The 25,713-nt window shown below is 69.8% G+C and carries 32 protein-coding genes; 10 read left to right on the top strand and 22 right to left on the bottom strand.

Annotated features, from left to right (window positions below; all coding sequences use genetic code 11):
- Positions 1-272: 272 nt before the first annotated feature.
- The 6 genes from AB0N02_RS00585 to AB0N02_RS00560 form a co-directional block, all read right to left on the bottom strand.
- Complete coding sequence (locus AB0N02_RS00585; protein ID WP_363940869.1) at positions 273-1,067, bottom strand: amino acid ABC transporter ATP-binding protein; 795 nt, start codon at positions 1,065-1,067, stop codon at positions 273-275.
- Complete coding sequence (locus AB0N02_RS00580) at positions 1,060-1,725, bottom strand: amino acid ABC transporter permease (RefSeq protein WP_363940867.1); 666 nt, start codon at positions 1,723-1,725, stop codon at positions 1,060-1,062. The genes AB0N02_RS00585 and AB0N02_RS00580 overlap by 8 nt, the downstream gene beginning before the upstream one ends.
- 57 nt (positions 1,726-1,782) lie before the next feature.
- Positions 1,783-2,730 (bottom strand): ABC transporter substrate-binding protein, encoded by a 948-nt coding sequence (locus AB0N02_RS00575; protein ID WP_363940865.1) that lies wholly within the window; start codon positions 2,728-2,730, stop codon positions 1,783-1,785.
- A gap of 89 nt (positions 2,731-2,819) precedes the next feature.
- Positions 2,820-3,542 (bottom strand): YoaK family protein, encoded by a 723-nt coding sequence (locus AB0N02_RS00570; RefSeq protein ID WP_363940863.1) that lies wholly within the window; start codon positions 3,540-3,542, stop codon positions 2,820-2,822.
- Positions 3,543-3,690: 148 nt separating this feature from the next.
- Positions 3,691-4,827, bottom strand: a complete 1,137-nt coding sequence (locus AB0N02_RS00565) for a diaminopropionate ammonia-lyase (protein ID WP_363940862.1) — start codon at positions 4,825-4,827, stop codon at positions 3,691-3,693.
- A 20-nt stretch (positions 4,828-4,847) separates the two neighbouring features.
- Complete coding sequence (locus tag AB0N02_RS00560; RefSeq protein WP_363940861.1) at positions 4,848-5,591, bottom strand: SDR family oxidoreductase; 744 nt, start codon at positions 5,589-5,591, stop codon at positions 4,848-4,850.
- A 54-nt stretch (positions 5,592-5,645) separates the two neighbouring features.
- Between AB0N02_RS00560 and AB0N02_RS00555 the strand changes: the two genes are divergently transcribed.
- From AB0N02_RS00555 to AB0N02_RS00540, 4 genes are all read left to right on the top strand, one after another.
- Positions 5,646-7,082: a gamma-glutamyltransferase gene (locus AB0N02_RS00555; RefSeq protein ID WP_363940859.1), complete on the top strand. Its 1,437-nt coding sequence runs from the start codon at positions 5,646-5,648 to the stop codon at positions 7,080-7,082.
- A 103-nt stretch (positions 7,083-7,185) separates the two neighbouring features.
- Entirely contained in the window at positions 7,186-8,424 is a 1,239-nt protein-coding gene (locus tag AB0N02_RS00550) for a M20/M25/M40 family metallo-hydrolase (protein ID WP_363940857.1), read from the top strand.
- Positions 8,425-8,726: 302 nt separating this feature from the next.
- Positions 8,727-9,083 (top strand): type II toxin-antitoxin system RelE/ParE family toxin, encoded by a 357-nt coding sequence (locus AB0N02_RS00545; protein ID WP_363940856.1) that lies wholly within the window; start codon positions 8,727-8,729, stop codon positions 9,081-9,083.
- The gene (locus AB0N02_RS00540) at positions 9,080-9,379 is read left to right on the top strand and encodes a helix-turn-helix transcriptional regulator (protein ID WP_350918394.1); all 300 of its coding nucleotides are present in this window, start codon (positions 9,080-9,082) and stop codon (positions 9,377-9,379) included. The genes AB0N02_RS00545 and AB0N02_RS00540 overlap by 4 nt, the downstream gene beginning before the upstream one ends.
- A gap of 259 nt (positions 9,380-9,638) precedes the next feature.
- Here AB0N02_RS00540 and AB0N02_RS00535 read toward each other — a convergent pair whose 3' ends face one another.
- Positions 9,639-10,163 (bottom strand): NUDIX domain-containing protein, encoded by a 525-nt coding sequence (locus AB0N02_RS00535; protein WP_363942474.1) that lies wholly within the window; start codon positions 10,161-10,163, stop codon positions 9,639-9,641.
- A 328-nt stretch (positions 10,164-10,491) separates the two neighbouring features.
- Here AB0N02_RS00535 and cyaB point away from each other — a divergent pair, with 328 nt between their 5' ends.
- Positions 10,492-11,037 (top strand): class IV adenylate cyclase, encoded by a 546-nt coding sequence (gene cyaB / locus AB0N02_RS00530; RefSeq protein WP_363940854.1) that lies wholly within the window; start codon positions 10,492-10,494, stop codon positions 11,035-11,037.
- Here the strand turns inward: cyaB and AB0N02_RS00525 are convergent.
- Positions 11,034-11,225: a hypothetical protein gene (locus tag AB0N02_RS00525; protein ID WP_363940852.1), complete on the bottom strand. Its 192-nt coding sequence runs from the start codon at positions 11,223-11,225 to the stop codon at positions 11,034-11,036. The two genes, cyaB and AB0N02_RS00525, sit on opposite strands and share 4 nt — an antisense overlap.
- 179 nt (positions 11,226-11,404) lie before the next feature.
- Between AB0N02_RS00525 and AB0N02_RS00520 the strand changes: the two genes are divergently transcribed.
- Both AB0N02_RS00520 and AB0N02_RS00515 read left to right on the top strand, forming a co-directional pair.
- Positions 11,405-11,641, top strand: a complete 237-nt coding sequence (locus AB0N02_RS00520; protein ID WP_363940850.1) for a hypothetical protein — start codon at positions 11,405-11,407, stop codon at positions 11,639-11,641.
- Positions 11,642-12,243: 602 nt separating this feature from the next.
- Positions 12,244-12,702, top strand: coding sequence for a hypothetical protein (locus AB0N02_RS00515; protein WP_363940849.1), 459 nt, complete (start codon positions 12,244-12,246; stop codon positions 12,700-12,702).
- 55 nt (positions 12,703-12,757) lie between these two features.
- On the opposite strand, the gene AB0N02_RS00510 is transcribed toward AB0N02_RS00515, so the two are convergent.
- The 8 genes from AB0N02_RS00510 to AB0N02_RS00475 form a co-directional block, all read right to left on the bottom strand.
- On the bottom strand, positions 12,758-13,216 hold the full coding sequence (locus AB0N02_RS00510; RefSeq protein ID WP_363940847.1) for an NUDIX domain-containing protein: 459 nt from the start codon (positions 13,214-13,216) through the stop codon (positions 12,758-12,760).
- Positions 13,213-13,848, bottom strand: coding sequence for a dTMP kinase (tmk, locus tag AB0N02_RS00505; RefSeq protein ID WP_363940845.1), 636 nt, complete (start codon positions 13,846-13,848; stop codon positions 13,213-13,215). The genes AB0N02_RS00510 and tmk overlap by 4 nt, the downstream gene beginning before the upstream one ends.
- Positions 13,845-15,305, bottom strand: a complete 1,461-nt coding sequence (locus AB0N02_RS00500) for a radical SAM protein (RefSeq protein WP_363940844.1) — start codon at positions 15,303-15,305, stop codon at positions 13,845-13,847. The genes tmk and AB0N02_RS00500 overlap by 4 nt, the downstream gene beginning before the upstream one ends.
- Positions 15,271-16,110: a hypothetical protein gene (locus AB0N02_RS00495; RefSeq protein WP_363940842.1), complete on the bottom strand. Its 840-nt coding sequence runs from the start codon at positions 16,108-16,110 to the stop codon at positions 15,271-15,273. The genes AB0N02_RS00500 and AB0N02_RS00495 overlap by 35 nt, the downstream gene beginning before the upstream one ends.
- A 99-nt stretch (positions 16,111-16,209) precedes the next feature.
- Positions 16,210-16,440: a BldC family transcriptional regulator gene (locus AB0N02_RS00490; protein WP_363940841.1), complete on the bottom strand. Its 231-nt coding sequence runs from the start codon at positions 16,438-16,440 to the stop codon at positions 16,210-16,212.
- Between the two features lie 496 nt (positions 16,441-16,936).
- Entirely contained in the window at positions 16,937-17,236 is a 300-nt protein-coding gene (locus tag AB0N02_RS00485; RefSeq protein WP_363940839.1) for a hypothetical protein, read from the bottom strand.
- Positions 17,233-17,472, bottom strand: coding sequence for a hypothetical protein (locus AB0N02_RS00480; protein WP_363940837.1), 240 nt, complete (start codon positions 17,470-17,472; stop codon positions 17,233-17,235). The genes AB0N02_RS00485 and AB0N02_RS00480 overlap by 4 nt, the downstream gene beginning before the upstream one ends.
- Positions 17,473-17,600: 128 nt before the next feature.
- Positions 17,601-17,828, bottom strand: coding sequence for a hypothetical protein (locus AB0N02_RS00475; RefSeq protein ID WP_363940835.1), 228 nt, complete (start codon positions 17,826-17,828; stop codon positions 17,601-17,603).
- A 266-nt stretch (positions 17,829-18,094) separates the two neighbouring features.
- Here AB0N02_RS00475 and AB0N02_RS00470 point away from each other — a divergent pair, with 266 nt between their 5' ends.
- On the top strand, positions 18,095-19,297 hold the full coding sequence (locus AB0N02_RS00470) for a hypothetical protein (RefSeq protein ID WP_363942471.1): 1,203 nt from the start codon (positions 18,095-18,097) through the stop codon (positions 19,295-19,297).
- 228 nt (positions 19,298-19,525) lie between these two features.
- On the opposite strand, the gene AB0N02_RS00465 is transcribed toward AB0N02_RS00470, so the two are convergent.
- Genes AB0N02_RS00465 through AB0N02_RS00445 form a run of 5 tightly spaced genes read right to left on the bottom strand, consistent with a single transcriptional unit; the run spans position 19,526 to position 22,871 of the window.
- Positions 19,526-19,963: a heme-binding protein gene (locus AB0N02_RS00465; protein WP_363940833.1), complete on the bottom strand. Its 438-nt coding sequence runs from the start codon at positions 19,961-19,963 to the stop codon at positions 19,526-19,528.
- 31 nt (positions 19,964-19,994) lie between these two features.
- Positions 19,995-20,639, bottom strand: a complete 645-nt coding sequence (locus tag AB0N02_RS00460; RefSeq protein WP_363940831.1) for a 2-oxo acid dehydrogenase subunit E2 — start codon at positions 20,637-20,639, stop codon at positions 19,995-19,997.
- Positions 20,636-20,866, bottom strand: coding sequence for a biotin/lipoyl-containing protein (locus tag AB0N02_RS00455; RefSeq protein ID WP_363940830.1), 231 nt, complete (start codon positions 20,864-20,866; stop codon positions 20,636-20,638). Before AB0N02_RS00455 ends, AB0N02_RS00460 begins: the two co-directional genes overlap by 4 nt.
- A 26-nt stretch (positions 20,867-20,892) precedes the next feature.
- Entirely contained in the window at positions 20,893-21,864 is a 972-nt protein-coding gene (locus tag AB0N02_RS00450) for an alpha-ketoacid dehydrogenase subunit beta (protein ID WP_363940828.1), read from the bottom strand.
- A complete protein-coding gene (locus AB0N02_RS00445) occupies positions 21,861-22,871 on the bottom strand; it encodes a thiamine pyrophosphate-dependent dehydrogenase E1 component subunit alpha (protein WP_363940826.1) in 1,011 nt (336 codons plus the stop codon). Before AB0N02_RS00445 ends, AB0N02_RS00450 begins: the two co-directional genes overlap by 4 nt.
- A 127-nt stretch (positions 22,872-22,998) precedes the next feature.
- On the opposite strand from AB0N02_RS00445, the gene AB0N02_RS00440 reads away from it, so the two are divergent.
- Together AB0N02_RS00440 and lipA are read left to right on the top strand one after the other, a co-directional pair.
- Entirely contained in the window at positions 22,999-23,799 is an 801-nt protein-coding gene (locus AB0N02_RS00440; protein WP_363940824.1) for a glucose 1-dehydrogenase, read from the top strand.
- A gap of 2 nt (positions 23,800-23,801) precedes the next feature.
- Positions 23,802-24,737, top strand: coding sequence for a lipoyl synthase (gene lipA, locus AB0N02_RS00435; RefSeq protein ID WP_363940822.1), 936 nt, complete (start codon positions 23,802-23,804; stop codon positions 24,735-24,737).
- An 85-nt stretch (positions 24,738-24,822) separates the two neighbouring features.
- Here lipA and AB0N02_RS00430 read toward each other — a convergent pair whose 3' ends face one another.
- Positions 24,823-25,524, bottom strand: coding sequence for a GntR family transcriptional regulator (locus AB0N02_RS00430; protein ID WP_363940821.1), 702 nt, complete (start codon positions 25,522-25,524; stop codon positions 24,823-24,825).
- Positions 25,525-25,713 lie beyond the last annotated feature (189 nt).

Below are 25,713 nucleotides of genomic sequence, written 5' to 3'. Positions count from 1 at the left end.
AAACTCCTTAAGCGTGGAAACCCGGTCCTTCAGGGCCGGGAGAAAACGCGGCACGACGCCACAGGATTCGGTAATGTGTTCGGTGACGGCGATAACCAAGCCGTCACCTGCACGATCGGCTCTCCCCTCGCCGCCGGGCCGGCGGAGAGGTGAAACGCCTGCGGAGCTGGTGTAAGACCCCAACGAAAGATCCTTTTCGGGCGGGCGACCGGCGGTGAAACAGGAAACCCTGCGGGCGACCGTGGGAATCCCTCCCTTCAGGGGGGAGGAGGTCAAGCGTCCTCACCCCACAGCAGCACGTTCAGGAACTGGTGCAGCCGGTCGGTCTCCGGCCGGCGCAGGATCACGCCGGGCGGGCCGTCCTCGACGATCAGGCCGCCGTCGATGAACACGGCGCGGTCGGCGACGCGGCGGGCGAACCCCATCTCGTGGGTGACGATGATCATCGTCATGCCCTCGGCGGCCAGCTCGCGCATGGTGTCGAGCACCTCGGCGCGGAGTTCGGGGTCGAGCGCGGAGGTCGGCTCGTCGAACAGCATGATCTTCGGGTTCATGGCCAGGGCGCGGGCGATCGCCACGCGCTGCTGCTGGCCGCCCGAGAGCTGCCGCGGTTTCGCGTCGGCCTTGTGCTCCAGGCCGACCTTCGCCAGCATCCGGCGGGCGGTCTCCTCCGCCTCGCGCGCGGGCCTGCGCAGGACGGTGCGCTGTCCCTCGATGACGTTGGCGAGCACGGTCATGTGCGGGAAGAGGTTGAACTGCTGGAAGACCATGCCGATGTCGCGCCGGATCCGGTCGAGCCGCACGCCCTTGGCGTTGATCTGCTGCCCGAGAACGTGCACCTGCCCGCTCGTGGGGGTCTCCAGCAGGTTGACGCAGCGCAGGAGGGTGCTCTTGCCGGAGCCGCTCGGCCCGATGATCGTGACGACCTCGCCCTCGTGGACGTCGAGGTCGACGCCGCGCAGGACCTCGTTGTCGCCGAACCGCTTGTGCAGGTCCCTGATCCGGATCAGGGGCGGTTCCCCCGCCTCACCCGCGGCGGTCCGGGAGGCGGTCCGCGTCTCAGACATGGATGTTGAGCCTCCGGTTCAGGCGCTCGGCGTACGCGGCGAGCGGCAGGTTGATGATCAGGTAGAAGAGGGAGATGAAGAGCAGCACCTCCATCTGCCGGAAGGTCCTGGCGCCGACCGTCTGGGCGGTGTTGAACAGGTCGGCGACGCCGATGACCGACACCAGGCTGGTGTCCTTGGTGAGACCGATGAGCATGCTGCCGATCGGGGGGAGCATGCGGCGGATCGCCTGAGGATAGATGACGCGGCGCAGCGTCTGTAGCCGCGTCATGCCCATGGCGTCCGCCGCCTCCCACTGCCCTCTGTCCAGGCTCAGCACGCCGGCCCGGAAGATCTCGGAGAAGAACGCCCCGTAGTTGAGGCTCAGCGCGATGACACCGCTGGTGAAGGCGGGCACCTGGACCGACAGCAGCAGCGGGAGCAGGAAGAAGATCGCGACGATCTGGAAGAGCACCGGGGTGAGCCGGAAGAAGTCCACGTAGAGCCGGGCCGGTACGCGCAGCCAGGCGTGTCGGGACATCAGCATCTGCCCCGTGACCAGGCCGATCGCCATGGACAGCACCGCGGTCCACAGCAGGATCTGCACGGTGAGCCCGGCCGCGCGGGCGAAGACGGGTAGCGCTTCGGGGATCCAGGCGAAGTCGAACTCATAGATCATCGGAATCTGCCCTCGTTCTCCGGGCGCCGCCCATCACGGCGCCCGGACGTCGTACGGTCAACCGGCGATGTTCTGCGCCAGCCAGTAGTCGATGCGCTTGTCCATGCGTCCGCTCGCGGTCGCGTCCGCGACCCAGGCGTTGACGCAGCCCTGCCAGCCCGGATCGTTCTTGGCCAGGCCGAACGCGACCTTGAAGGGGTCGATGACCTCGTCCGGCTGGGCCCGCTCTCCGGTGACCCGGCCCTTGAGCCCGATCGCCGCCAGCGCCGGGCTCCGGTACTGCTTCAGCAGGACCGCCATCGGCGCGGCCTCGACCATGCTCGCGTCCGCCTGGCCGCTGGCCAGGAACTCGTACAGCAGGAGCTGGCCGCGGAGCGGGGCGTCCGACACCTTGGCCTTGGGGATGTACTTCTCCGCCAGGGAGGCCTGGCCGCCGCCCGTGCCGTAAACGAAGCGGACCCCCGCCTTGTTCATGTCGTCGACGCTCTGGAAGGCGGAGTCGGCCAGCACGTAGAACAGCTGGCCCGACAGGTAGTAGGGCGTGCTGAAGTCGACCGCCTTGGCCCGTTCGGGCGTGATGAACAGCTGCGCGCCCACGATGTCGGCCTTCTTCGTCTGGAGGGCGACGGTCATGAGGCTGTAGTCGTAGTCCTGGACGGCGGGCCGCACGCCGAGTATCGCGGCGAGCTCCTGGGCGTTGTCGGCCTCGACCCCGCCCCAGCTGCCGTCGGTCTGCTTGAAGCCGAACGGCGGGGAGACGCCGATTCCCCAGCGGAGCTCTCCGCGCTTGCGGATCTCCGCGATCGTGGGCGACGCGTCGGACTGGCAGGCCGCCGTCACCGACGCCGGGAAGCCCGACGTGAGCGGAGCTCCGGCCCGGTCCGCGACCGGCGTGGCCGCGGTACCGCCCGCGGAGCCGTCCCCGACGGCGCACGCGCCGGTGATGGAGACGGCGAGCACGGTCATGGCCAGCACGGCACCGCGCCTTGTCCTCGATGCGCTCATCGATGACCCCCTAGAACGTTGTGGGTGGAAAGCACCGTAACCGAGATAGCGAAAATTGGATAGAGTATAAATTATTCAAATCTGGTCACCTATGGCTGTGAAGTGCCGTGCAACCGGAGCGCGGCGACCAGGACCACGGCCAGGACGACGGCGGGACCCGCCACGGCCGCCGCGAGCGGCGACAGCCACATGAGGACCGCGCCCACGGCCGCGCCCACCGCCAGCCCCACGATGACCAGGAACCGCTGTACGGCGCCGCGGCGGTCGCCCGCGACCAGGCCACCGCAGAGCGCCGTGAGCGTCCCGGTGACGAACGTGGTCGTGATCCCGTAGGCGTCGAGCTGCCGCGCGGCGGCGGTCTGCACGCCCATCGCGATGGACGACAGCACGATCAGGCCGACCTCGGCCAACCGGCCCGGGTGCGCCGCCGTACCCGCCCACCAGGCCAGGAAGACCAGTTGCAGGAGCAGGTCGGCGGCGAGCGCCCAGGTCACTCCCCGCGGCCACAGCTCCTTTCGCGCGGACTCGCGCGCGATCCGGAAACCGGCCGCGAGACCCGCCGCGAACGCCAGTACGGCCAGGCCGCAGCGCACCATCTCACCGGTGGCCCCATCCCCGGCGGCGAGACCGAACAGCACGACGTTGCCGGTCATGTTCGCCGTGAAGACCCGGTCGAGGCCCACGAACCCCAGCACGTCGACGACACCGGCGACGACGGTGAGAAGCACCAGCAGGGTGTCGCGGGTCCGGAGGTCGGCGGGGGAGGCCACGCGGGCACGGCCGGGGACGTGAGCCGCCGTGTCCGCGCTCATGCCCGTCCCGGGACGGATCGTCCCGGAGCCGCCCGCCCCGGAGCTGTTCGTCCCGGAGCCGCTCGTCTCAGGGCGGATCGTCCCGGGGCCGCTCGCCTCGGGGCGGATCGTCTCAGGTGGGATCGTCTCAGAGCGGATCGGGCACCCGTCATGCGGCGGCCCCGACGGTGCGACGGTAGGCGTCCGGGTCGGTGGCGCCCTCGGTGTTGAGGATGAGCACCCTCGACCCGGGGGTGAACCCCAGCGCCTCGGGACCGGCGGCCAGCAGTGCCGCCGCCCCGGCCGCGCCGGTCTCGCCCGCGACGATCGAGTCCTTGGCGAGCACGCGCATCCCCTCGCGCGCCGCCTCGTCCTCCACGCTGAGGAAGAGGTCGGCGCCCTGCACGACCAGCGGCCACGCCAGCGGCGAGGGGCGGCCGCAGTTGAGCCCGGCCATGATGGAGGGATGGGGGCCGGGGACCTCCGCGATCCGGCCCGCCTCGGCGGAGGCCAGCAGGCAGCCGGCGGTCTCCGGCTCCACGATGATCACGCGGGGCGGGACGTCGAGGAAACCGCCGCGGAAGTGCCGTACCGCCGCCGCCGCGAGCGCGCCCACGCCCGCCTGGACGACGACCGCGTCCGGCTGCCTCTGCCCCGTCTCCGCCAGTTCGTCGGCGACCTCGTGGAAGAGCGTCGAGTATCCCTCGATGACGGCGCGCGGCGTGGACTCGTAGCCGGGCCAGGAGGTGTCGGAGATGACGAGGGTGCGCTCCCCCGCCTCCGCCGCGGAGCGTTCGACCGTGTCGTCGTAGGTGCCGTCGACCACGGTGACCTGCGCCCCCTCGGACAGGATGGCGTCGATCCGCGCCGCCGCGGTGCCCTCCGGCACGAAGATGTGCGCCCGCCAGCCGAACAGCGACGCCATCCGCGCCACTCCCCGCCCGTGGTTGCCGTCGGTGGCGGCGGCGAGCGCCCGGGGACCGAGCGGGAGCAGGCGCTCCCGCATGTCCTCGACGTCGCGGCAGCCCGTGAGGTCGGTCCCCCACTGCTCCCGCACCGCGTGGACCACCGCCCACGAGGCGCCGAGGATCTTGAAGGAGGGCAGCCCGAGGCGCGACGACTCGTCCTTGACCAGTACCTCGGCCACCCCGGCCCGCTCCGCGAGGAACGGCGCCGGCGTGAGCGGCGTGCGGGCGTAGCCGGGGAGCCTCCGGTGGAACTCCAGGGGGACGCGATCGGGCGGGGAGAAGTCACCCAGGTCCACCCGCGGGCGGGCGTCACGGTTGACCGATACGCGATAGCGCATGAGAACTCCTGACAAGGGGATCAGACGGCGGAGTAGCCACCGTCGATGACGATCGACTCACCGGTGATGTAGCCGGACTCCGGCGAGGCGAGGAACATCACGAGACCGGCGATGTCCTCGGGCTGTGCCTGGCGGCGCAGCGGAATCCGGGCCTCCAGCTCCTTGAGCGCCTCGGCCGGACTGGTCTGGTGGCTCCAGAAGGCGTCGTTGAAGGGCGTGTCGACCCATCCGGGGCAGATGCAGTTCACCCTGATGCCCTGCGGCGACAGCTCGTCGGCGAACGCGCGCGCCAGGTTCACCAGCCCCGCCTTCGAGGCGTGGTAGGCGGGCATACCCGCGTGCCCGCGCAGTGCCCCGGTGGAGGAGGTGAAGATCAGCCGCCCCAGCTCGGACTTCGCGAGATGCGGGGCCGCCGCCTGCCCCACGAGGAAGGGCGCGCGCAGGTTGACCTGCATGGACAGGTCCCACTGCGCCACCGTCCACTCGGCGAGCGGGGCCGCGAGCAGTACTCCGGCGTTGTAGAAGACCACGTCCAGGCCGCCGCCGAACTCGACGGCCGCGCGCACGGCCGCTCCGGGGCCGTCGACCGTCGCGAAGTCGCACTCCAGGACCCGTACCGGGCCCGGCGCCACCTCCTCGGCGACCTCCCGCGCGGCCGCCAGGTTCCGGTCCGCGAGCAGCACGCTGTCACCGCGTTTTCGGAACGCCTGGACGACCGCTCTCCCGATGCCGGTCGCACCGCCGGCGACGAGAACCGATGCCATTGATACCTCCGTGTATGTTTTATAAATTATCTTCTGTTGGAAGAGGTGAGGTCAATGGCAACTTCGTCCGGCTCCGCGTCGACGGCCCATCCCCGGGCCACCGAGGCCGCGCTCGGCGTGCTCGGCGCGGGCGGGAACGCCGTGGACGCCGCCATCGCCGCCCAGGCGGTGCTGGCCGTTCTCATGCCCGACGCCTGCGGCCTCGGCGGCGACGCGCTCTGCCTGGTCCGCACGCCCGACGGCCGGGTGACGGCGGTGACCGGAGCCGGCACGACGGCCGCGGACTCCCCCGGCGAACCGTGCTCCGACGGCGGAGGCAGCGTCACCGTGCCGGGTGCCGTGGACGCCTGGCAGGTGATGAGCCGCCGGTGGGGCCGGCTCCCCCTCACCCTGACGCTCGCCCCCGCCGTCGCGCTCGCCCACGACGGGATGCGGATGAGCGAGCCGCTCGCCGCCGCGGTCCGGGCCCAGCGGGCACGGCTGATGCGCGGCGGAGCCGCCGGCTGGCCGCTGCTCCGCGCGAAGCCCGGCGACCTCGTGGTGCAGCCGGAACTGGCCCGCGTCCTGGAGGGGATCGCCGCCACGGGATCCGACGCCTTCTACCGGGGGAAGGTGGCCTCGGCGGTGGCGGCGGCCGTACGGCGTGACGGCGGCCGGCTCACCGAGGAGGACCTCGCCCGCCACGAGACGCCGGTCGGCCCGCCGATCGGCACGCCGTGGGACGGCGGCACCGCGTTCGTGCAACCGGCCCCGAGCCAGGGCGTACTGCTCGCCATGGCCCTGGCCTGGCTGGAACGGGAGGGTGTCCCAGGACCGCTCGACCACCTCTGCGTGGAGCTGACCGAGGCGGCGTTCGCCAGCCGCGACCTGTGCGCCCGCGACGGCGCCCGTCTCCTCGACGTCCCGCTGGAGGTGGACCCCGAGCGCTCCTCCCAGCGCGGCGGCCCGCGGGCCTACCTGCACACCGCCGGGGTCGCCACCGCGGACGCGGCCGGCTACGTGGTGTCGTCCCTGGTCAGCGTGTTCGACGACTTCGGGGCCTGCACCTTCGTGCCCGAGGGCGGGTTCACGCTCAACAACCGCGCGGGCGGATTCACCCGTGCCCCCAACGCCCCGGGGCCGGCCCGCCGGCCGGTGCACACCCTGGCCCCCGCGCTGCTGACCGCGGGCGACCGTGTCACGGCGCTGGCCACCCCCGGCGCCGACGGCCAGGTGCAGACGCTGCTCCAGGTGCTCACACGCGTACGCTTCGGGGGCGCCTCCCTGGCCGAGGCGATCCGCGCCCCGCGCTGGCGCAGCGAGGAGGGGCTGCTCCTCATGGAGGACGGCCACCCGAGCACGGACGACCTCACCCGCAGAGGACACCGCGTCACCCCGACCCCCGGCGGCGACCTCCGCTTCGGGGCCGTGGTGGCCGCGGGCATCGAGGACGGACAGACCGTCTGCGCCGCCGACTGGCGCAGACAGGTAAACGCCGCCACCACCCCCTGACCCGTCCGGGCCCCTCCGAGTGAGCCCCGCCCTCCTCTTGAAGTCCCCCGCACGGTCCCCGACTCTCCACAAAGCCCCGCTCCCCCCGCGAAGAAGGAGAACCATGTCACCGTCCAAGGAGTCACCGTCCGGCAAGGAGTCCCTGGCCAAGGAGTTGGACGCCCTCGTCGACGACGCCCGCGAGGAGCTCGTCGCGCTGTGCGACCGGCTCGTGGCGGCCCCCAGCGTCAACCCGCCCGGTGACACCGTGGCCGTTTCCGGCGTCGTGGCCGACTACCTGCGCGGGCACGGACGCGAGGCCGACCTCCTCGCGGCGGATCCGATCATGCCGAGCGTCGTGTCACGGACGCTGGGCGCGGGTCCCGGCCCGCACCTGGTGCTCAACGTGCACCTGGACACCATGGACCCCGGCGACCCGTCGCTCTGGTCGGTCCCCATCCACCGGATGACCCGCAGGGACGGGCGCCTGTACGGCCTGGGCATGGGCAACATGAAGGGCGCCGTCGCCGCGATGAGCCTCGCCTACACCCTGCTCGCCCGGTACGCCGACCACTGGCAAGGCAAGATCACGTTCACCGCCGTGTCCGACGAGTGCGTGTTCGGCGGCAACGGGGCCGCCCACCTGCTCGACACCCTGCCCGACCTGGCGGGCGACGGGCTGATCTGCGGCGAGGGGCCGGGCTGGATGCGGCTGGCGGTGGCGGAGAAGGGCGTGCTCTGGCTGGAACTGGCGGCCTCCGCCGACGGCGGCCACTCCTCCCTGGCCAGGCGCGACTCCGGCGCGGTTCCCAGACTCGCGAGGTTCGTCTCGGCCGTCGACGACCTGAACGGCTGGCGGACCGCCCTCACCTCCGACCTGGAGGACGTCCGGGTCTCCGACGAGGACCCCTCCGTACGGCTGTCCGCCAGCACCGGCACCGTCACGGGCGGCTCCTACGTCAGCCAGATCTCCACCGAGGCCACCGCCGCGGTGGACTTCCGGCTGCCGCCGGGCATTCGCATGGCCGACGTCGAGGACCAGGTGAGCCGAATCGCCGCGCAGATCCCGGGCGCCCACTGGTCCCGGATCAAGGGCTGGGAGGCGAACTGGACCGGCACCCGCTCCCCCCTGGTCCGCGCGCTGGCCGGGGCGTTCCGCGAGGTGCGGGGCACGGAGCCGGAGTACGCGATCAGGCTGCCCGCCAGCGACGCGAGCCGGTGGCGCTCCCGGGGCGTACCGGCGCTGTGCTTCGGCCCGCAGCCGACCCTCGCCGCGGGAATCGACGACTACGCCCTGGAACAGGACGTAGTCGACTGCGCCAAGATCTACACCAGAGCCGCCCTCGACTTCCTGTCCACCTGACCCCGACGACCACTCGCCCTCACCGTCCCCGCGACCGTCCGGGCACCGGTACGGCAAGACGGATCGGCACCAACGTCAAGCCGGGTGCCCCATCCAAGTGGAGCACCTACCAGACAGGCCTGGTCCCGACCGAAAAGTAGCCTCCGAGGTCCACTCGTGCGGCTCCCGCTCATCCTGTGGGCGTGAGCCGTATCCATTGATCGCCCGGTTCCGCCGTCGTCACTGAAGGTGTCCCTTCGTCAGGCGACTGTGTTCGACCGAAAGCAGAGTGTGATGGAGTCACGGCTCATAGCATCAACGCTATGAGCTGGGGTACCGTAGAACTGGAACCAGAAGTTCAGAGGTGGCTTGAAGATCTGCCTGCGACATCCTTCGCGAAGGCGGCTTTCTATGTTGATCTGCTTGCGGCGGAAGGACCCCTGTTGGGGGAGCCTTACACGAAGCAGCTTGATGGCAAGCTGCGTGAGCTCAGGTTTCACCTTGACGAGTTCGCCGTGCGCATCACCTACTGGATCGCGCCTCATCGTCGGATCGTGCTCTTGACCGTGTTCCACAAGACGCGGATGCGTGATGACCGTGAGGTTGAGCGGGCTCGGCGAGCCATGCGTCGCTGTGTCGAACTGGCGCACACCGTCGACGAGGAAGAAGAAACAGCATGAGCGAGCAGGGAAGCTGGCGAGAGCTCAGAGATCGTCGGATGACCGAGCCGGGCGCGGCTGAAGCCTATGAGGCCACACGCCTGGCTTACGAGCTGGGTAAGACGGTCCGGGGGATGCGCGAGGGGCGAGGCTGGAGCCAGAACGATCTGGCTCGTGCGGCCGGCATGACGCAGTCGGCGGTGGCGCGGTTCGAGGCGGGCGGGACCATTCCCACGTTGCCGGTTCTGGAGCGTCTGGCGCGCGCCTTGGACGCGGATGTCGAGGTCCGCCTGACGCCACGGGCTCCCGCCGCTTGAGCTGAGGTCACAATGCTCGGAAGCCTGTCGTCACAGTGCCGGGGCTTCATGGGCTACCGAGCCTTTGGCGCACCGACATCAAGCCAGGTGACCCATCCGGATGGCACCCGCCAGACGGGCCTGCTCCCGACCGAGGAGTGGTTCCGCAGCTCTCCCTGTACGGCTCGCGCTCAACTCCTGGGTGCGAGCCGTCCTGCCGTCCGGTCACACTTGATCCGCGATCGTCCGCTGTGTCGACTGCCCGAGTCTCGGCCACTGCCTACGACTCGGTGAGGGCGTACAGCAGGGCGGCCATGCTGGTGCCACTCACGATGTCGCCCTTGCCGACCAGCCGGGGGATGTCGCCCAGCGGTACCCACTCGACACGCTCGGCCTCCCATCCCTCGGTGGGCGGGCCGATGTAGACGGCGCTGTCAGCGCGGAAGATGTGGTGAACGGAGTCGGAGATGCCATTGGTCGGCTGGACCTTCACCAGCGGGCGCAGCGGCCCCGGTCGCCACCCGGTCTCCTCCTCGACCTCACGCGCCGCGGCGGCCGCCGCTTCCTCCCCGTCCTCGATCTTCCCGATGGGAATCTCCCATCCCCAGGAATCGGTGATGAAGCGGTGGCGCCAGATCAGCAGCACCCGGCGTCGCTCGTCGGTGACCACGGCTCCTGCTCCGGGCGCGGTACGGATCAGCCGGTGGTCCAGATGCCTGCCGTCGGGCAGTTCCACATCCGCCACCCGGATGTCGAGCCACGGGTCGGTGTAGAGAGGCTCTTCGGAGTTGACCTGCCAGCGCATGCGGCGTACTCCCGGTGCGGTTGCCTGATCTCGGCTCCACGCTACAAGGGCACACACCTGCTGGCGCATCCACGTCAGAAACCCCTGCCCCACACGGGCGTCGTAGGGCCGCAGCGCATCGGCCACCGTGGCGACCCGTTCGGCGATGCGCTCGGACTCCATGCCCCGCGCGTGCTCCAACATGGTCTCGGCGGTGGTGACGGCCTGTTGACGTTCCTGATCCTTCAGGCCAATGTAAGGCAGTCCATTGAGCTTCTCCTTCTCTACGTCACGCCACGGCCGCTCTCGGTAGGCTCCCTGCGTCGCAGCAGAGACCGGGGAGGCCGATGTGACGCAGGAGATCGAGGTCAAGTACCGAGTGCGCGACCTGCCGGCCCTGGAGGAGGCGCTGGCCCGGCGCGAGGTGTTCCTCTCGCCTCCGGCGCGACAGGACGACCAGGCGTACGCCGAGAACGGTTGGACCTACGAGCACAGCAAGATCGGAGTGACGTTCGCCCGGCTGCGCACCCAGCAGGACAGGCACCTGTTCACGATCAAACGGCCGCTGGACAACGCGATGGCCTGCCTGGAACACGAGACCGAGGTCACCGACCGGGAGCAGATGCACCACGCCATCGTCGCGATGGGCTTCCACCCCACCATCCGCATCGTGAAAACCCGCCGAACCGCGACGCTCGGCGACATGGCCATCTGCGTGGACGAGGTCGAGCACGCCGGAGTCTTCGTCGAGATCGAGCGCACGGTGAGCGGTCAGGAGTCCGGCACCGCCGTACAGGAGGAGCTGGACACCTTCGCGCGGTCACTCGGCGTCGAGCTGGAGCGGACAGTCGACACCTACGACTCGCTGGTACGCGCCGCGTTGACCTCGGCCTAGAACAGCGCGATCTCGTCGGGCTCGACAGCATCCCCGTACGACAGGCGGACCGCGTCGAGGGCGAGTTCCAGCCGGACCTCGGCGTGGTCGGTCAGCCCCAGCTCACGGGTCTCGTGCAGGTAGGCGCAGCCGCCGACGCGGTCAGCCAGGGCCGCGCCCACGTGGCAGTAGTCGTAGCAGTAGCCCACGTCGGTCCGGCCGATCCAGCTATATGCCTGCGTCCCGGGTGAACAGTGCTCGTAGGCGTTGACGAACCCCTCGGACCGCAGCGTGTCCAGCAGGCCGAACTCGAACGACAGGAACCCCGGGTGAAAACGGGCAGCCAGAAGGGGCCGAAGGTCTTTGGGAGCTCGCGGACCGGGCGAACATGGCCGACTGGTTCCTCACCACCGCGAACGTCGCCATCATCACCAGCCAGGCGGCTTCCTGGCACAAGGTCGACATCACGTTGGAGCTCTGGGACGGGCGGCCACCCGCCGATGACGACCAATGGTCCAGAAGCAAGACGGCAGAGCTCTACTCCAGCTCGGGAAAGCTACAGGTGACAGGGCCCTATCCTCCATCCGGCATGGTCATGGACCTGCACGATCAGGCCTGCACCTGACTCGTACGCGCAAGCGTCCGTCCCGGCCCCGGTGCCCGTTACCCCGAAGAACGACCTCCCGAAGGACTGGAGACGTACCGGGTGCAGTTCTGGCCCGCAATCTCCTGACCCACTGTCCACAAGCCATGAACGGGCGTCGCGCGCCCCGTGTCCCGATCGAGTGGCAGACGCAGGCCGGTGACATGTGAGCGCGGAAGGACACTTCCCCGGAGCGAACTCCTCTCTCGGCGCACGTCACCGGCTCACCGCTTTCCAGTGCCAGGGATGGGGACCGCTCTCGCCGCGGACCGCGGCCAGCCGTGATGCATCGACTGAAGACGATCGAGTCCGAGTTGCACCCGAATGGCGGGTCGAGCCTCCGGGGCGGAGTCAACCGCACCGACAAGCGGTCGGAGTGGGCTTCCTCTCGTGACGAATTCCCGCATCTTCTACGCAGTGAGCTACGCCAAGTGATGATCCGACTACCAGCAGGACCTTAGTTCCCTTTTCTGCTGTGATACGGCCGCTCCACTTCGACCGGGTGAAGCAGCCGGATTCAGGCCGCAACACTACGCCCTGCGGAAAGTCACAGTGGCCTGGATATCCAACAGAGAGGGAAGACCATGATCAGCGCAGCCCCGACGGCCTCGGCGGTCACCTGCCCGTACCTCGGTGAACGCCACACCGATGCGATCGAGTACCGGCACACGCCGCTGGAGGTGATGAGCACGACATGGGGCACCTACCACGACGGCCCAGGGCCGGACCTCACGACGTACGTGTTCAAGCACTGCCTCCACTGCCTGCGGCACGACACGCCGCTTTACGTCTCGATCGCGGAGGCCCAGGCCGGAATCCGACTGGGCGGCGTGCCGTTGGTGGAGCACGAGGGCTATCGGCGTGCGCTGGCACGCCTGGAGGAGGAACTCGCTGACCTCTCGCTGATCGTCTGCTCTCAGGGCTCCGACAGCATTCGTTACAACGAGGACCGTCGGATCCTGGTGGACGGACAGGTCGTGCCACGGGGTGAGTACCGACTGGAGTACGGCGACGGGAAGCACCGCAAGATCATCGTGAGGTAGCTGACCGTGGCGAGGCCGGCCCCGGTCCTCTTCGGAGGCCGGGGCCATACCCGCGTTATACGGCTGCCGGTTCGGGCCAGCCGTGTACGCCGATGCCGGTGCCGGTGCGGTAGAAGCCGACTCCGGCAACGGTGTACGGGACGGTGTTGCTCGGCAGGATGTCAGCGGGCACCCACTCGACCTTGGCGCACTTGTTCGGCTCGGCGTTGACCACCTCGCCGTCCCAGGTGTCGGCGACGAAGAAGAACCCGACCCGCGGCCGGCCTTCGGGGGACAGGTGGTGGACCACGGTGGCCGGTCGCAGGTGGGCGGGGTCGATGATGACGCCGACTTCCTCACGGGCCTCGCGGACCGCGCAGTCGATGACGGTCTCGCCGGGGTCGAGGTGTCCGGAGGGCAGGCAGTACAGCCCGTCGGCGTAGCCGGTGCCCTGACGAAGGGTCAGCAGGATGTGGCCGTCGCGTTCGAGGATCACGTGGACGTCCACGGTGACCTGCTGGCGCTGCGTCGTCATGGGGGCACTGGCCTTTCCCGAGGCGGGTATGACGCCCGTGACGATAGCTCAAGGATGTGGCCGGTGAGGGCCACAGCGGCGTCTTGCGGTGATTGGTGCCCTGTGTCGATCTGGTGGAAGGTGTATCCGTCGATGGCCAGGACGTCGGCGAGGTCCTCGTACAGGGTGACCTCGGCGGCGCTGGAACCTTCGTGTTCGAACCGGGAGTGCGCGCCTCGCGCGGTGAGCCGCTGCTCCAGGACATCAGGGGTGGCGGTGACCAGGACGGCCAGGCCGGGCCGGTCGGCCAGGGCGTTGAGGTTGCGGATGTAGTCCAGCGGGACGCCGTCGCGGCTCTGGAGGACGTAGGAGGAAGGCACGTACCGGTCACACACCACCACCTCGCCTCTGGTCAGGGCGGGCCGGATCTCGGTCTCAAGATGGTGGTAGCGGTCGGCGGCCACCAGACAGGCCAGCGCGGTACCGGAGAACGTCGCCGTCTGCCGACGGGCGATCTCGCCGAGGATCCCGCCGGACGGCTCCCGGGTGGCCAGCACGGAGACGCCCGCGGCGGCGAGCTGCTCGGCGACCAGGCGGGCCAGGGTGGACTTTCCGGCCCCGCCGGGGCCGTCGAGGGTGACGAACAGGCTCATGCGGCCCTCCGGGAGTGCTGGGCGCGGGCGAGATCGGCCAGATGGCGGTGAATCTCCGCCTCGGTGGCCTCGCCGAACTGGAGTCGTGAGGAGAAGTTGAACTCGTCACGGCCGCGCAGTGCCGCGTCTTCGGCACCAAGGTCCACGGGCGCGTAGTCGAGGAGCTGCTCGGCGGTGTAACGGCCGGTGGCCATCAGCCGCCCCCACTCAGGGGTGCCGGGGTATGGGCGGAACTGGAACACCGACGCGCGGAACGCCCCGGCCTGGCCGTCGGTGAGGTTCCACAGCCGGTGGATCAGGCCGACGGTCTCGGCCATCTCGGCGCGGGTTTCGGTAGGGAAGCCGAGGATGAAGTACCCCTTCACCTTGATGCCGCGGACGGTGAGGCGACGGACGACGCTGAGGATCATGTCCTGGGTGATGCGTTTGTCGATGTGGGTCAGCATCCGTTCACTGCCGGACTCGACGCCGAGGGCGACCTCGCGCAGCCCGCACGCGGCGAGCAGGTCGAGCGTCTCATCCGGTGTACGGTGAAGCACGTTGATACGGCCGGTGGCGTCCCAGACCGCCCAGTCGCTCACCTTCTCGGCGGCGAACGCGGCCGTCATCTGGTCGATCACGCGGCGGGCGCCGAGAAACAAGTCGTCGACGAACCGGAACGCCGTCACGCCCTGGTCGTCGCGGAGCCGGTGCATCTCGCCGAGGATGCCGGACGGTTCGCGTACTCGGATCGTCACGTCCGGGTTCGCGCTGACCGCCGCACCACAGAACGAGCAGTCGTAGGGGCAGCCACGCGCCCCGACCATGTTCGCCTCGATCCGGCCGTCCTCGGCCCGGTAGGGGTCCTGAGCGAGGAAGGCGCGGTCGACGAACGGCAGGGCGTCGATGTCCGGGGCCAAGTGGTGGCCGGTGCCGGGGCGACCTCCGGTGACCGGAGTGCCCAGAACAGGATCACGCCACATGACGCCGGGCAGGCCGGTCCGGTTGCGGTGGTCGGCCAGCAGCTCCACGACGCGGGTTTCGGCTTCGCCGATGACCAGGGCGTCACAGCGGACCATCCGGGGGTCGGCGAGGATCCGTTGAGGCATGGCCTTGGCGTGGTGGCCGCCGACCATGACGCGGATGTGCGGATCGAGGGCGGCGGCGATGGTCGCGCTGATCTCGTAGGTGGGGGCCAGCAGGTTGAACCCAGCCCAGCGGGGCGCGGTCTGGTTGATCAGGCTGACGGTGTCGGCGATCGGCAGGCCCGCGGCCTCGGCGTCCAGGACGCCGACCGTGAACCCTTGGGAGGCGGCGTAGGTGGCGATGTAGGCCATGCCCAGCACGGGCAAGGTGTAGTCGTTGACGCGGGGCCGGAGGGAGTAGTCCCGCAGAGGGGCGTTGACGAGAAGCAGGTCGAGCTGCGCAGGTGTGGTGCTCAGGTCAGTGGTGCGTACTCCCTTGATCAGCGTGTGCATGGTGATCTCCCCAGGCGAGTGTGAGGACGGTGAGGACGGATCGGTGCGGCCCGGCCAGGCGCTGCCATCTGGCGGCGAAGCCGGGTTCGTCGGTGGGCCAGTCGGTGGAGGGGTCGGCCAGCGCCGCCCAGGTGCGGACGGCCAGATCGGCGTACGGGTACAGGGAGAAGTCGCCGGTGAAGTCGGCGACGGCGGCCCCGGCGGTCCACGGCCCGATCCGTGGCACCGCTTGCAGGGCCTTGACCAGTGCGTCAGGGGCGAGCTGCGCCCACTCGGCGTGGTGGGTCAGGTAGGCGGCGGCCGCGGCCTGGAGCGGTCGGCGTTTGAAGGCCATGCCGAGCGCGGCGAAGTCCTCGGCGCCGAGCGCGAGCGTCTGCTCAGGAGTGGGGATCAGCCACGTAACCCCGGCGGTCTCACCTGCGGCGGCTCGAAACGCACGGTGCATCTTGCGTGCCTGCCCGGCGCGGATCACCTGCCGGATGATGGCGGTCGCCAGCGCCTCCCACAGATCGGGGTTGCGTACCCGCTCGACGCGGCCGAGCCGGTGCAGGGCGGCGGCAAGCCTGGCAGGCACCCGCCCGGCTGGCAGGGACACGGGGTCGTAGGAATCGACGACGGGCGCGGGGCCGTCTCCGCGGACCAGCGTGGCCGTACGGTCAGGTGAGCCGGTGAACGTCCACGCCCCTGCCGGGGTGCGCAGCGCCCTGACTGGTGTACCGGTGTCAAGGTCCCAGGCGGGATGGTCCAGCATGAGCCAGGTCATGGCGTAGCCCTTCGGCTCGACGATCGACGATGTCCGCGCCACCGTACGCAGCCCTCAGCCGCGGCGCGGGAAAACAGAGGAGTTGCGTTCCGGCAGTCACGGTCGGATCGCGTCCTCGACTTGGGCGCCGCGTATTCGTTCTCATACGCCGGGGTCTCCCGGCTCGCGTAGCAGTGCACGGATCTCGCCTTCGCGGTAGCGACGCTGCCCACCTGGAGTGCGGATGAAGCCGAGGCGGCCCGCCTTCGCCCACCGGACGACGGTCTTGGGATCGACGCGGAACATGCCCGCAACCTCACCCGAGGTCAGCAACCGGTCATTGGCCGAAATAGCGAAAGTGCCGTCGGAGGCGATACTCGCGATGGTGCTCATGGATCTCCTGATAGGTGAGGTGGGACTGGGCGGCTCGCGCGGTCTGCCTCGTGATCCGCCCGGGGGCAAGGGCTACGGGTGCATCCGGTCGATGATCTCGGCGTGGCGTGCGAGAACTTTGGCCAGGCGCTTGCGGTGTGGCGCGGCCGACGGAGGACTGTACTCCGGCCGCGCGCTCGGCGTTGGTCAGCGACCGACGGAGGCGCGCCCGTGGTGAGGCATGTGAAGGCGCCAGCGCTGTATAGGCACAGCGCGGTGAGCAGGGATTCGAACATGGGGGTTCCTGACGGTGGATGCGTGCGCGGGGAGAGGTGCCCGACCGGGGTGGGATCCGGCCGGGCACCGGGCGCCGGTTGCGGGGGGCGAAGACCGGCGCGGAACGGTTCCCCTTCCCCGATGTACGGGAACCGCGTGGGTGTGCGCCCCGAGCCCCTCCCTCCCGGGACGCACGTGGGTTGGTACGGCGGTGGCACGGTTCACGACCGCCATACCGGCTTCAGAGCAGCAGGAGGCCGCGGGGAATCGGAGGAGGTGGAGGCGGAGCGGGCAGGGCCTTCAGGAGTTCGGCCTGCTCGGTCAGCTTCTCGCCCATTCGCTCAGGAGAGGCCGCCCGGATCATGTACTTGATGCCTGCCGCCACCTCCCGCGCGCCGGGGAGGGGGCTGCGGATGGCGATCCAGACTCGGATACCCGAGTCGTAGGAGATACGCCAGCCGGGATGGATCTCCTTCAGCGCGAGCAACTGCTCGGCGAGCAGGCCCGGGTCCACGGGAGGCAGCCTTCGCGGGGTGATCACGCAGCCCTCCGGTAGGGGTGGAGGTGTTGCGGCGCGACGGCGGGCACCTGGGAGTGGATACCGTCGCACCTGTCCGGGGGCGGAGGCGTGGGAAACGCCCGCCATGCGATGTCCCTCTCCGCCTGGCGCATCCGCTCCTCCAACTCCTCGACGGTGTCGGCTGCGACCATCAGCGGCTCGGGCGTCGGCCACGTGGCGATGGCGTAGAAGCGGCGCTCGCCAAGACTGTAGAGCACACTCCAGCCCTGACAGGAACGGTCCAACCGCTCCGCTTCGGAACGAGCCGGACCGTCCCAGAGGCGCCGGTACACCTTCGCCAGAGGCCGGCCGTCACGGTGCCGTCCACAGCGACGGGGCCGCCCGATCATGCGGTCACCTGTCCGGCAACCTGACGGGCGATTTCCTCCTGTCGCTCGACGGCGGCCTGGACCTCGTCGAGGGTGTCGGCGTCCACCGCCGGGTCGGCTCCGGCGCGGATCGCCGCGATGGGGAAGGGGCTCTGGCGCATGGCCCAGAACCGGCCTCTGTCGCTGATGATCAGCCGCCATCCCGGGATGGTCGGTTTGGGCGCGGTGGCTCTACCATCACTCACGGATCGCACCTCCTTGCGATCAAGGGACCCCGTATGGCCTGGCCGCCTGCGGGGTTCCGCTTTATTTGACGCTTACCGATGCCATAGTTGAAGCACGCACTGCACAGAACAAGACATGGCACGTTGTAGACGGAGCGTGCAAGCCGTACACCAAAGTCAGGGCGAGGGCTATGGGTGCAGAATCACGGGAGTGGCAGGAATTCAGCGGCGCGATACGAAAGTGGCGAAAACAGCATCAACTGAGTCAGCGCTAGCTTGCCGAGCGAATTAGCTGGGACCACTCGATGGTGAGCCGGTGGGAGTCTGGCGATCATCGCCCGCCCGTCGAAGCGGTCGAGGCGATGGACACCGCGCTCGGCGCCGAAGGAAAACTGATTTCCCTGGGATTCCGCGCCGCCGTAGCCGATAGCAACCGGCCACGAAAGAGTACCGTCGAGGCAAAAGCCTCAACGCGGGATGAGGATGATGACGTGGAGCGCAGACGACTGATACGGGGTGCCGCCGCCGTCGCCGTCAGCGGGGCCGTGGCGCCCGTGCTGGCCGCGCTGACGGACGCCTGGCAGGCATCCGAACCCCGGATCTCTGGTGCGAGCGTGTCACAGGCGATGATCGACGACTGGGAGAGCGCCGCGGACATTCACGCCAGACGGGCGTACGTCGATCCACCGGCGGTCGTCCTTGCCGGGCTGGCCGCCGACTTCGCCGACATGGCTCCCCACCTGAGCCGGGATCAGCCCGAGCCAGCACAGAGCGATCTCGCTCACGCCGCCGCGCGCCACGCGGCCTTGATCGCTGGAAAGTGGTTCGACCTAGGAAACCACCGTGAGGCGCACCGCTGGTGGGCGAAGACACGGACCTTGGCCGAACGGTCCGGAGACGTCCTGCTGGCGGCTTGGCTGATAGGCAGAGAAGCGGCTTATCGAAGGGGGGACCCGGACGAAGACCTCGCCGATGTACTTCTCGTGGCCCAGCGGGCCCGGCGTCTCGCCGGAGACCGTCCCAGCGCACCGCTCGTGATCGCGCTCAGCGCCGAGGCTCAAACTCTCGCAACATTGGGCCGCCACGCCGAAGCGATCACTACGTTACGCCAGGCCGAGGATACATTCGATCAACTTCCATTCCAGCCCACCGGCCTCGAATCCCATTGGATGTACTTTGATCGAAGCCTGATCTACACATTCGCCGGAGACGTTAAGCGGGCGGCCGAGGCGCAGAGCGCCGCCAAAGAGTTCTATCCGTCGAAGCATCATGGAGCGGTCAAAATCGCTCTGCACAATGCCGCACTGCATGCCCGAACGGACCCGGAACAGGGAGCGCAGCAGGCATTACGGCTTATGGAGACACTTCCGGCCGGACGGCGGGATATCCGGATTAAGGCAGCGGCCCGCATCGTGGTGGATGTCACCCCGGAGAAGGCCCATGCCTTGCCCGCCGTTCGTGAATTGCGCGCACTGACGACCAACCGGTAGGCACCGGTGAACGGTGCCCGGCCCGGTGAACGTTTCCGGTCACAGCATCGGGTTCCCGTCCGCCTCAGCGATGCCGAAGGGCCCGTCCAGCGGAGAGAACCTCCGGTGGACGGGCCCCTGGGCGTTCGCCGTGGCCGGTGCCCGACCCGACGACGGCCACGGACGACCGCTGCTCGACCTCGGTAGCGGACATGGCAGGCCGCCGCTCGGCCTCGGCGACGGACAAGGTCAACCGGTGCTCAGGCCGGCGGCGGCTAGGGCCGCGTCGGCGCAGGCCTGGTCGATGTCGGCCGCCGCTCCGCTAACGCCGAGGCCGCCGACGAGCCTGCCCTCCACCGTGATCGGCATGCCGCCGGCGAAGACCACGAAGCGGCCGCCGAGAGTGGTGTTGAGTCCCCAGTCAGGGCCGCCCGGTTGGGAACGCTCGGCCCAGAGGTGGCTGGGCAGCCCGCAGCCGACCGCGGTGTAGGCCTTGTCGATGGCCAGGGGGAGCGCGACGAGCTGCGCCCCGTCCATGCGCATCGCGGCAACGACCTGCCCGCCGAGGTCGACGACGGCCGCGCCCATCGCCACCCCTCGGCTCTCGGCCTCGGCCCGTACGCCGTCCAGCAGCCGGTCGGCCAAGTCCAGGCTCACGTCCTCGCGGCTCACGGTCAGATCGGTCATCAGAACTCCTTGAGGGTGGAAACCCCTGCCTTCAGGCGGGGGAGGATGTCAACCACTCGGGTCGTTCCAGCAGTTCACCTACGTCGGCCAGGAAGCGGGCCGCCGGCACGCCGTCGACGACACGGTGGTCGCACGACAGCGTGAGGGTGAGACGAGAGTCGGCGCGTACCGACCCCACAGCGAGGATCGCCGCCTGGGGCGGCAGGACCATCGCCTGGAACCTGGAGACGCCGAACGGGCCGAGGTTGGAGACCGTGAACGTTCCCGAGAAGAGCTCCTCGGGGCGCAGTGTCCCGTTCTTGGCGGCCTCGGTCAGCCGGATCCGCTCCGCGGCGAGCTCGGGAAGGCTTTTCTCGTCCGCCCCGAGGATCGCCGGGGTCACCAGGCCGTCGTCGAGCCCGACGACGAAGGCGACGTTGACGTCGGCGTTCTCCACGATCGCGTCGCCGTCGAAGCGCGCGTTGACCACGGGGTGGCGCCGCAGGCCACGGGCCACGGCCGCCACGAGCGCGTCGGAGTAGGACAGGGGCACCCCCGAGGCGCGCAGCGCGGCCAGCGCCCCGGTGTCGATCTCCACGTCGACGTTGAACTGCGGGACCTGGGCGCTCGCCTGCACCGTACGGACCACCGCGGCGCGCATCCGCGACAGCGGCCGCCGCACCTCCTGCGAGGTCATGGCGTGAGACGGGCGATGACGGCGCCGACGGGAGCGGTGTCGCCCGCCGTCACCAGGATCTCCGTGACCGTCCCCGCCCCCGGCGCCTCCACCTCCGCGTCGACCTTCTCGGTCTCCACCGTGGCGACGGGCTGTCCCTCCGTGACGGTGTCACCGACCTGGACGTGCCACTCCGTGATGACGCCTTCCTGCATTGACATGCCCCACTTGGGGAGGGTGATGTCCATAGGTGTCCTTTCTGCGCCCTGCGCCGTCAGGCGAGGGTCTTCAAAACCGCGGCGCGGATCCTGTCCTCGTCCACCAGCACGCGCTTCTCCAGGACGGGGGAGAACGGCACCGGCACGTCCTCCCAGGCCACGCGCTGCGGTGCGGACTTCAGCACGCCGAAGGCGTTCTCGGTGACCGCGGCGACGATCTCGCTCGCGGCCGAGCAGGTGAGCCGGGCGCTGTCGCACACGACGAGCCGCCCCGTCGAGCCGACGGACTCCAGGATCGTGTCGGTGTCCAGCGGCGCCAGCGTGCGCGGGTCGATCACCTCGACCGAGACGCCCTCCTTCTCCAGTGCGGCGGCCACCTTGAGCGCCTTCGGCACGAGAGCGCCGATGGCCACCAGGGTGACGTCCGTTCCCCGCCGCTTGACGTCGGCGACGCCCAGCGGGATGGCGTACGGCTCCTCGGGGACCTCGCCCTTGGTGCCGCCGAGCACGAAGTCCTGGAAGTAGATGACGGGGTTCGGCTCGCGTACGGCCGACAGCATCAGACCCTTGGCGTCGTACGGCGTGGACGGCATGACGATCTTCAGCCCGGCGACGTTCATCAGCATCGGGTGCGGGTTCTCGGAGTGCTGCGCCGCGCCGGAGCCGCTCGGGCCCGTCGCGGTGAAGTACACGATGGGCAGGTCCACCTGGCCGCCGGACATGTAGCGCAGCTTGGCGGCCTGGTTGGCGACCTGGTCCATCGCGACGTAGAAGAAGGAGCCCACCATCAGGTCCACCACGGGGCGCAGCCCGACGGCGGCCGCCCCCACGCAGGCCCCCACGAACGTGGCCTCGGAGATGGGGGTGTTGCGGACCCTGTCCTCGCCGAACTCGCCGACGAGTCCCCTGGTCGCGCCGATGATCGACCGGTCGACGTCCTCTCCGATGACGACGACGGAGTCGTCCTCGGCCATCGCCGCGCGCAGGCCTTCCTGCATGGCCTGGATGAAGTAGATCTTCCTGGTCACGAGCGGGCACCTTCCGTACGGTCGGCATACAGGTGGGCGAGCGCCTCGTCGGCGTCGGGGAACGGGCTGGCGTCGGCGAAGGCGACCGCCGCGTCCACCGCGGCCAGTTCCTCGGCGTCGATCCGGTCGAGCTCCTCCTCGGTGGCGGCACCTGTGTCGACCAGGTACCGGCGGAAGCGCACGATCGGCTCCCTGCCCCGCCACTCGTCCTGCTCGTCCTGCGGGCGGTACTGCCCGGCGAACGCCTCCTCGCCCTCGTTGTGCCCGTGCCACCGGTAGGTGGAGGCCTCGATCAGGCTGGGTCCCTCACCGGCGCGGGCGCGGGCCACCGCCTCCTCGGTCGCCTGCCGTACGGCGAGCACGTCGTTGCCGTCGACCTGCACGCCCGGGATGCCCATCGCGGCGCCGCGGTCGGCGATCTTCCCCGCGGTGAGCCGGTGCGTGGGGGTCCACTCGGTGTACCCGTTGTTCTCGCACACGAAGACCACCGGCAGCTTCCAGATCGCGGCCAGGTTCATCGACTCGAAGAAGACTCCCTGGTTGGAGGCCCCGTCGCCGAAGAACGTCACCGTGACGTTGTCGCGGCCGAGTTGCTTGTCGCCCCAGGCGGAGCCGGTCCCGATGGGGATGCCGCCGCCGACGATGCCGTTGGTGCCGATGATGCCCAGGCTGAAGTCCACGATGTGCATGGACCCCCCCTTGCCACGGCAGTAGCCGTCCACCCGGCCGAACAGCTCGGCCATCATGCGGTCGACCCGCGCGCCCTTGGCGATGAGGTGGCCGTGGCCGCGGTGCGTGGAGGTGATCCGGTCGTCGGAGCGCAGCGCCGAGCAGACGCCGACGGCCACCGCCTCCTCTCCCAGGTAGAGGTGGACGAACCCGGGGAGCTTGCCGCGTTTGAAGAGAAGTGCCAGGCGCTCCTCGAAGCGTCGGATACGCACCATCTGGCGCAGTATCTCCAGTTGCTCATCGCGCGCGAGCGCGGCACCCCGCATGACCTCGGTCACTGTGCCTCCGAACCGGCCGATCACCATCAGTTCCCGTCGACCCTTGGCCGACTAGCCATTTTTTTATAATATATAGACAATCTCCGCAAGGGGGCAGTGTGTTCGATATTCCACGAAGGGCCACAAATTGGACATACAGTCATCGGGATCGCTGGCAGGCCGCGTCGCCGTCATCACCGGAGGCGCCCAGGGCATCGGCCGGGCGATCGGCGAGCGCTACGCCGCGGAGGGCGCGACGGTGGTCCTGGCCGACCTCGCCGAGGAGGCGGCACGGGCCGCGGCCTCGGAGATAGAGAAGACCCACGGCGGAACGGCCGTCGCGGTGCGCATGGACGTGGCCGATCCGGCGTCCGTCGAACAGGCCGCGGACGAGGCGCGCGCACGCGTCGGCCACGTGGACGTCCTGGTCGCCAACGCGGGAACGCTGCTGATCAAGCCGGTGCTCGACATCGGCCTCGACGAGTGGCGACGGGTCATCGACATCAACCTCACCGGCGCCTTCGTCACGGCGCGCGCCTTCGCCGCGCGCATGGTGGAGCGGGGCGGCGGGGGACGCATCATCTTCTCCTCCTCACTGTTCGGCAAGCGCAGCGGCAAGGAGAACGGCGCCTACTCCGCGTCGAAGTTCGGGGTGATCGGGCTGATGGAGGCGATGGCCGCGGAGCTGGCGCCGCACGGCGTGCTCGTCAACGCGGTCTGCCCCGGGCAGGTGGCGACCGAGATGATCGAGCGGCTGATCGGCGAGCGCGCCGCCCTGACCGGGGCCGACCCCGAGGACGTCAGGAACGAGATGGTGGCCAGGGTCCCGATCGGCCGGCTGGCCTCGGTCGAGGAGATCGCCGACGTCTACGTCTACCTCGCCGGCGAGCTCAGCCGCTACGTGACCGGGCAGTCCCTGATCGTCGACGGCGGCTGGACGGTGGGCTGAGCATGGACCTGCCCGACACCGCCGCACCGACCCCCCGGCGCCCGCTGCGCCTGGAGGTGCGCAACAGCCGTACGCCTACCGAGCGGAGACCCGACTGGATCAAGGCCAGGATGCGCGTGGGACCCGTCTCCCGCGAGCTGCACGACCTGGTGCGCGCCGGGGGTCTGCGCACGGTCTGCGAGGAGGCCGCCTGCCCCAACATCCACGAGTGCTGGGAGGACCGGGAGGCGACGTTCCTGATCGGCGGAGAACGGTGCACCAGGCGCTGCGACTTCTGCCAGATCGACACCGGCAAACCCGCGGAGTACGACACCGACGAGCCCCGCCGGGTGGCCGAGTCGGTCCGGCAGATGGGCCTGAACTACGCGACGGTGACCGGCGTCGCCCGCGACGACCTGCCCGACGGCGGCGCCTGGCTGTACGCCGAGACCTGCCGCCGGATCCACGAGGCGGTCGACGGCTGCGGCGTGGAACTCCTGATCCCCGACTTCGGAGGCGTCCCCGAACTCCTCGACGAGGTCTTCTCCGCGCACCCCGAGGTCCTCGCGCACAACCTGGAGACGGTGCCCCGCCTGTTCCGGCGGATCCGGCCCGGCTTCCGCCACGACCGTTCGCTCGCCGTCCTGACGGCTGCGCGCAAGGCCGGACTGGTCACCAAGTCCAACCTGATCCTGGGCCTCGGCGAGACCCGCGAGGAGATCTCGCAGGCCATACGAGAGCTGTTCGAGGCCGGCTGCGAGCTGCTCACCGTCACCCAGTATCTGCGCCCCAGCCCCCACCACCACCCCGTGGAACGCTGGGTCAAGCCCGAGGAGTTCGCCGAACTGCGGCAGGAGGCCGAGGAGATCGGCTTCGCCGGTGTCATGTCCGGGCCGCTCGTCCGCTCGTCCTACCGGGCGGGAACGCTGTACCGGCGGGCCACCTCCGCCCGGGCCTGACGTCCGTCCCCGCCCCGTGGAACGGGGCGGGGCGTCACCCCTGGAAAGCGCCTCCTCCATGAAGCGCCTCCTCGGGGCGGGGGCGTCAGCCCTCCTCGATGAGTCCCCTGATCGCGTCGACCGTCAGGCGCACGTGCTCGCTGGCGACGCGGTCGGCCCGCTCCGCGTCCTGGTCGCGGATGGCGTCGAGCAGCTCGCCGTGCACGTTGACCCACCCGCGTCCCAGGGTGGGGGCGATGGCCGAGTAGTAGAACCGGGCCCGCTTCTTCATCCCCGCCAGGGTGGCGGCCAGCACGGAGTTGTGGGCCGTGGTCCAGATCACCTCGTAGAACTGGACGTCCAGGACCGAGAGCTCCTGGTCGTCGCCCCGCTCGGCGGCCTGCCGACTCGCCTCCACGATGCGCGAGAGCTCGGCGAACTCCGCCTCCGTACGGCGCTCCGCGGCCCGCGCCGCCGCCATCCCCTCAAGCTCGGCCCGCACGTCGAAGAGCTCCTCGAGCTCCTTGCTCGTCCGCTCGCAGACGTACGTGCCGTAGCGCGGCCGGATCTCGATCCAGCCCGCGGCGTCGAGCGCGCGCAGGGTCTCACGGACGGGGATGCGGCTGACCCCGTAATGGGCGGCGATGTCGTCGGCGTGCAGGCGCTGACCGGGCTTGAGGCCGCCCCCGATGATCGCTTCCTCCAACACCTGGTACAGCTGGGCGGGCAACGTGCTCGATCCCGGCATGGCCAGCAGGCCCTGCAGGGACGATGCCGCCTCCTCGGCGTCCCTCGCCTTACGTGGCATCGCTCTCTCATCCATCTGGAAACTTTGGATAAACTATACACTTATTATCCGCACCGGCCCGCGACCACGGACTCCCACGGCGACACGCCGCCGGCGCCCGGCGAACGTCCCCGTCCGTCGCACCCCCGCGCGACGCCGTCCCCCGACGGCGTCACATTACCGAGATCATTGTGCGGCACGCCCCGGGGA

Source organism: Streptosporangium sp. NPDC051022 (assembly GCF_040683035.1).
GTDB lineage: Bacteria > Actinomycetota > Actinomycetes > Streptosporangiales > Streptosporangiaceae > Streptosporangium.
This window is presented reverse-complemented; position numbering and strand designations above follow the sequence as displayed.

Coding starts and splice junctions, on each gene's coding strand:
- AB0N02_RS00575 (WP_363940865.1), bottom strand. CDS start 2,730: ATGAGCGCATCGAGGACAAGGCGCGGTGCCGTGCTGGCCATGACCGTG.
- AB0N02_RS00545 (WP_363940856.1), top strand. CDS start 8,727: ATGAGCTGGGGTACCGTAGAACTGGAACCAGAAGTTCAGAGGTGGCTT.
- AB0N02_RS00455 (WP_363940830.1), bottom strand. CDS start 20,866: ATGGACATCACCCTCCCCAAGTGGGGCATGTCAATGCAGGAAGGCGTC.
- AB0N02_RS00555 (WP_363940859.1), top strand. CDS start 5,646: ATGGCAACTTCGTCCGGCTCCGCGTCGACGGCCCATCCCCGGGCCACC.
- AB0N02_RS00465 (WP_363940833.1), bottom strand. CDS start 19,963: ATGACCGATCTGACCGTGAGCCGCGAGGACGTGAGCCTGGACTTGGCC.
- AB0N02_RS00570 (WP_363940863.1), bottom strand. CDS start 3,542: ATGAGCGCGGACACGGCGGCTCACGTCCCCGGCCGTGCCCGCGTGGCC.
- AB0N02_RS00430 (WP_363940821.1), bottom strand. CDS start 25,524: ATGCCACGTAAGGCGAGGGACGCCGAGGAGGCGGCATCGTCCCTGCAG.
- AB0N02_RS00560 (WP_363940861.1), bottom strand. CDS start 5,591: ATGGCATCGGTTCTCGTCGCCGGCGGTGCGACCGGCATCGGGAGAGCG.
- AB0N02_RS00500 (WP_363940844.1), bottom strand. CDS start 15,305: ATGCACACGCTGATCAAGGGAGTACGCACCACTGACCTGAGCACCACA.
- AB0N02_RS00585 (WP_363940869.1), bottom strand. CDS start 1,067: ATGTCTGAGACGCGGACCGCCTCCCGGACCGCCGCGGGTGAGGCGGGG.
- tmk (WP_363940845.1), bottom strand. CDS start 13,848: ATGAGCCTGTTCGTCACCCTCGACGGCCCCGGCGGGGCCGGAAAGTCC.
- AB0N02_RS00460 (WP_363940831.1), bottom strand. CDS start 20,639: ATGACCTCGCAGGAGGTGCGGCGGCCGCTGTCGCGGATGCGCGCCGCG.
- AB0N02_RS00540 (WP_350918394.1), top strand. CDS start 9,080: ATGAGCGAGCAGGGAAGCTGGCGAGAGCTCAGAGATCGTCGGATGACC.
- AB0N02_RS00535 (WP_363942474.1), bottom strand. CDS start 10,163: ATGCGCTGGCAGGTCAACTCCGAAGAGCCTCTCTACACCGACCCGTGG.
- AB0N02_RS00515 (WP_363940849.1), top strand. CDS start 12,244: ATGATCAGCGCAGCCCCGACGGCCTCGGCGGTCACCTGCCCGTACCTC.
- lipA (WP_363940822.1), top strand. CDS start 23,802: ATGGACCTGCCCGACACCGCCGCACCGACCCCCCGGCGCCCGCTGCGC.
- AB0N02_RS00490 (WP_363940841.1), bottom strand. CDS start 16,440: ATGAGCACCATCGCGAGTATCGCCTCCGACGGCACTTTCGCTATTTCG.
- AB0N02_RS00580 (WP_363940867.1), bottom strand. CDS start 1,725: ATGATCTATGAGTTCGACTTCGCCTGGATCCCCGAAGCGCTACCCGTC.
- AB0N02_RS00550 (WP_363940857.1), top strand. CDS start 7,186: ATGTCACCGTCCAAGGAGTCACCGTCCGGCAAGGAGTCCCTGGCCAAG.
- AB0N02_RS00520 (WP_363940850.1), top strand. CDS start 11,405: ATGGCCGACTGGTTCCTCACCACCGCGAACGTCGCCATCATCACCAGC.
- AB0N02_RS00565 (WP_363940862.1), bottom strand. CDS start 4,827: ATGCGCTATCGCGTATCGGTCAACCGTGACGCCCGCCCGCGGGTGGAC.
- AB0N02_RS00510 (WP_363940847.1), bottom strand. CDS start 13,216: ATGACGACGCAGCGCCAGCAGGTCACCGTGGACGTCCACGTGATCCTC.